The organism is Desulfallas thermosapovorans DSM 6562 (assembly GCF_008124625.1).
Taxonomy (GTDB): domain Bacteria; phylum Bacillota; class Desulfotomaculia; order Desulfotomaculales; family Desulfallaceae; genus Sporotomaculum; species Sporotomaculum thermosapovorans.
Genome location: NZ_VNHM01000034.1, coordinates 1 through 4,648, shown reverse-complemented (window position 1 = coordinate 4,648; position 4,648 = coordinate 1). Strand labels below are relative to the sequence as shown.

The 4,648-nt window shown below is 38.7% G+C and carries 4 protein-coding genes; 1 reads left to right on the top strand and 3 read right to left on the bottom strand.

Annotated elements, in window-relative coordinates:
* Window positions 1-302 precede the first annotated feature (302 nt).
* The 3 genes from LX24_RS14630 to LX24_RS14620 form a co-directional block, all read right to left on the bottom strand.
* Window positions 303-2,123: a HEAT repeat domain-containing protein gene (locus tag LX24_RS14630; protein WP_166512866.1), complete on the bottom strand. Its 1,821-nt coding sequence runs from the start codon at window positions 2,121-2,123 to the stop codon at window positions 303-305.
* 172 nt (window positions 2,124-2,295) lie between these two features.
* Entirely contained in the window at window positions 2,296-2,928 is a 633-nt protein-coding gene (locus LX24_RS14625; RefSeq protein WP_166512865.1) for a hypothetical protein, read from the bottom strand.
* A 636-nt stretch (window positions 2,929-3,564) separates the two neighbouring features.
* Window positions 3,565-4,185 carry a hypothetical protein gene (locus tag LX24_RS14620; protein WP_166512864.1) on the bottom strand — a complete coding sequence of 207 codons (621 nt, stop codon included), beginning with the start codon at window positions 4,183-4,185 and terminating at the stop codon, window positions 3,565-3,567.
* A gap of 206 nt (window positions 4,186-4,391) precedes the next feature.
* On the opposite strand from LX24_RS14620, the gene LX24_RS14615 reads away from it, so the two are divergent.
* Window positions 4,392-4,648, top strand: a 257-nt coding sequence (locus tag LX24_RS14615; RefSeq protein WP_423244346.1) for a transposase, incomplete at its 3' end; no start/stop codon positions are given.

Sequence of the window (4,648 nt, the reverse complement as noted above, 5' to 3'; positions counted from 1 at the left end):
CCCGGGCATTGTTTAGGTTTTTGCTCCTCCAGTTCGCTTCACCCCCCTAAAATCAATAGTATACCCCCCTACCCTATATGTCAAGAATTATGATTGAACTATCAAGGTTCTACACCTTCGTATAAAGTCCTACTATTAATCGTGATAATTAATCATTATTATGCGCCAGCGGGAGGCAGCGTAATCCAACGGGCGCAGTGTTAAAAAACCCCCCGGCCCCAATAAATGGGGACGGGGGGTTTGCATCACTGTTTGCCTGCTTATGGATTCAAGCCCAAGAGTAAAATGGTTTTCTCGAAAGATTATTTATCAATAATCTTCTCCACTGCCATTTGAGCTGCTGCCTTTAAAGTACTATTTTCGTTGGTATAAATCAGATTTAAGAGCGGTCTAACGGCCCGCTTGTCCCCTAAATGTCCCAGTGCTTCTGCAATGGATACTAGCACCTCCTGGTCTTTTTCCACAGCCAGCCTATCAATAAGGGGCAAGACTGCTTTTTTTTCACCAATCTGCCCCAGGGTCGCGGCTGCTCTTTCCCGCACCAGAGGGTTGGCATGATCCAGACTCTGTAACAGAGGAATTACTGCTGGTTGTCCCATATTCACCAGAGCTAGTTTTACACATTCAGCCAGGTTGCTGTCCTCATAATTAAATAATTCAATAAGCGGTAAAATAGCCCTGTGGTCACCTATTTTTCCCAGGGATGTTGCGGCATCGCTCAGTACCAGTACATCTTCTTCGTTATGTAATAGAGAGATTAACGGCTGAACAGCAATGGGATCGCCTATTTCACCAAGCATTTCGGCTATGCCGCTACGCACATATGCGCTATCTTCCTTTTCCAGCAATTCTACAAGCGGTATCGTTGTACTGGGATCTTTGATTTTGCCAAGGGCCGTCACAACTTCTCTGCGTACCCTGTCATCTTCATCTTTTAACGCTTCCATAAGTGGCACAATAGCCTCTTTGGCCCCCAATTCACCTAAAAGCCAGGCTGCTCCCAATCTTAGTTCTCCGTCTTTGTTTTTTAAAGTGCCGGTGAGCTGCGGAATAACCTTTTCACCAGTTTCTCTCAGATATTTCAATATCTCCTTACACATACCATGATTATCCATGCCTTTAAATAGGCAATGTTTTTGTACCACTGACCTAACCAGGTGAAGTAACTCCTTGCCACCGGTTATTTTTGTCCGGGCCATAATTTCCCTATTCATTTCCACATTCTGCGCTTGCTCTTTCCTGATGGCTCTTCTCAACTCATTTATTTTATCCCTATCCTCATCTGTTAAAAACCCTGGCTCAACGGTATCGAGAATTATTGACCTTTCATACTCTGAAGCCCGTATAGCCTCCCAGTTTTTCACTTTAGGACTAGCCTTTCGTAAAGCTTCCACCACTCGACCCGTTATAAAAATGTATCCTGCCAGGAAAATATCGCTGCCGTCCCAGCTGTCTTGATCAAAAAATATACCTTTCTTGACTATATCCGGTTTCCCAAACAATGAATTGGGCCTGGCAATTATTTTGGAACGAGAATTATCTAATAATTTGATTTGGGAAGTTGCAGCCGAACCTCCCAATTTACCTAAAGCCTCTATTGCCTCCAATGAACTTCCATATTTATTTATAACGTCAATAATAGGTTTAACAGCTCTTCCGTCACCGATTTTACCCAATGCCCTTATAGAATCCAATCGTATAGATGGGTTTTTTTCATTCAGTGCATTAATAAGAGGTAAAACAGCTTCCGGGCCACCAATTTCCCCCAGCACACTGGCCACCCTTGTAAAAATAACCTCATCACAGTTTTTAAGGCATTTTTCCATTAAACAGACAAGCGGCTTCACTGCCCTTGTGCCAATTTTCACCAAAGCTCTTGACACTTCGCCGCTTAATTGATGGTTGTCCTGGTCGGCAAGAATGTTTATAAGAGGCACTATTGCACCTGGCCCTATCTTTCCCAGTGACTCCACAGCATTATCCCTTACCACCCTTTCCTCATCCAGCAAAGCTTCTATAAGTGGATGGACCGCAGTGGCATCACCGGTCTCGCCCAACCTGTGCGCGGCGATGGCACGGGTTTTCCAATATGCATCTTTTAGATTTTTAATTAATGTTTCCATGATTATTCCCGCCATTTCCGTTATAGCTAAATTGGCAAAGGTAAACAACTCTATGGCTTGGCGCCGCTGTTATGCTCCATCAGTATGTAATAATCAATTTTACGATCATTGGAACCAAAGGATCCAGGCTTGAAGCACATCATTTTGGTGAATAGCGAAAAGAGAGCAATAGTCACACTAGACTAGCTTGGGCCGGTAATGTTAGTATTATATATGCAGAATATTCTTGATTTAAATTAATTGTTAAAGGAATCTCAATGTCTAAATCCTCTACCCTCTTTTTAAAAAGAAAGCCAACCCATCCATCTTTAGTTGAATCGGTTATTTGATATGAAGAATATCCAATTGCATTACGAACGTGAGATAGGTTTTCGCTATTGATACGAGCTATTGAATATACAGCCTCACGGTCATATTGTATTTCTATCATATCCCCTTGCTCTTTGAGACATGTTGATTCAAAAGCTAAATCAACATAAACATAATCATTATTATAATAAATATTTTTTAATACATACATAACCTCATCTCTATCATTCCTCATTTCCACTTTGTGATTTTGTTTACCCAAAACAGCAAAACCAGCATTTCCCATAAATTTATTAAAATCCTCCGGCGTTAATTTGAAGCGATTTACACTTATGGATTTTATTAATTGAATTTCAGCATTCATTTTATTTTTATCATTATGAGTTTTATTTTTTGGCTCTTCCAACGTGGTGCATCCAACTGATATTAAAAACAATAGTAAAGACAACATTATTTTCATTATCCAATATCTTCTTAAATCAAAGTCCAATTGCATAATTCCCAACCCCATCATAAAAATGCTATACCCAAATAAGTTTTGAATACCTTACATATGGCAAAATTAATAGGTTTAACTTTATCTTATATGAATGTTCTTTATACCCTTATAAAAAACAAGCAAGTTAAAATCTTAATATTTGTTGTATTCTTTAAGATATGATGCGCAATGCTTCCAAGTGTTTCGTATTTAGGCTATACCGAGGGCCATTCGAACAGGTTAAGCCATTTACCCGCGAAGCACTTCGATATTTCCCAAGAAATATTTTTAGTCAGTTTTGCTCAGCAGTTATAAGTTCAATTTAACTTCAAATGATAATATAAAATATTCAAGATAATATTAATTTTTTCACTTTCCAAAACATGTTTAGCCTCCGAGTGCACGGTTTTTATATTCTTTTCATGTCCATTATTTCGACAAATATGCTCCTAAACCCTCAATTTTATTGGTATTTTGTCTTAGAAACCCTATTTCCTTTTTGCCTCCAGGTTGTAAATATTACACCAGCGCAATCGAATTCTTGCCGCCTGTTAGGTGTGAGGTCTACTTTAATACATCAGCTTATTGTCATACACTCGAACGTTTAAGCAAAGCCCTATAAGGGCTTTGCTTAAACATTAAATTAAACTCACTTTAATAAGTACCATACCAGGGCTTAGACCAGCTTTGTGATGTAACACCACCCGAGACCCCAAGAGATATCATTCCTAAATTGACAGCAAATGTTACAGTAGGTGAATTAATACCATAAGTATGCATATACTCTTGACTTAATTCTCCATGTGCTGTCCAAGGAGTATGTCCACTACGAGGTGTTAACATTACCCATGCTCTTCCCACCTGATTATCATCATCAGTGGTCATTCCCATTCCACCAATAGCACTTTTTGAAAGTATTAAATCTGAGTCGCAACCTTGACCAACTCTATATGCTTCTTCGGTATCCCAATTGCAAGCCCAACCATCTCTAGTACCATTAATTTCTTCCGTATTTCTCCACGTAAATTTATAATCTAAACTAATCCACGGGTCACCATAAACTTCATCATAACCCCTATTTACAACACATGAAAGGGTTAAATCGGAGTATGTTCCACCCATTATGTTTACTTCACTTGAAACATCGTAAAAACCGGGATATTCTTTTTCATCTACGACAACAGGTTTCTGAACACCGTTAATGGTTTGGATTTCAATCTTTTTAACATATGTTTTTTCGGCTACAAATCCTAATTTTTCAAGCTCTTTTTGCAAATCAGCATCTGTGAATGCTGTTTTGTGTATATTGGCTATTTTATTAATTACTTCTTTTTGTTCATTTGTTGCATCATCTTCTATATAAACATTTTGATTTACAACCTTAGCAAAGACTAGCAGCCTGTCTGAGTATTAACATAATCAAGGAAAATTAGATACTATTAGCAGGGCAATTGGTACAAGTTGTCGAAATATACAATATTATGATCAAAGGATATAAGCCATACAACCCAAATCAAATATATTTATTTCCGCCCGCGCCACAGGATTGGTTACCCAAGGAACATCTTGTTTATTTTATCAGTGATCTTGTTGACCACTTGGATCTAACGGTTATCCACAAGGTATACGAGAAAGGGATAAAAGGTCAACCACCGTATCATCCTGTTTTAATGACTAAGATTCTGTTTTATGCCTATTGCCGCGGCGTATTCTCATCTCGTAAAATTGCCACTCATCT

What these genes read in the sequence shown, in the direction of transcription:
- LX24_RS14625 (WP_166512865.1), bottom strand. Translation starts at nt 2,928, where the DNA reads ATGCAATTGGACTTTGATTTAAGAAGATATTGGATAATGAAAATAATG.
- LX24_RS14630 (WP_166512866.1), bottom strand. Translation starts at nt 2,123, where the DNA reads ATGGAAACATTAATTAAAAATCTAAAAGATGCATATTGGAAAACCCGT.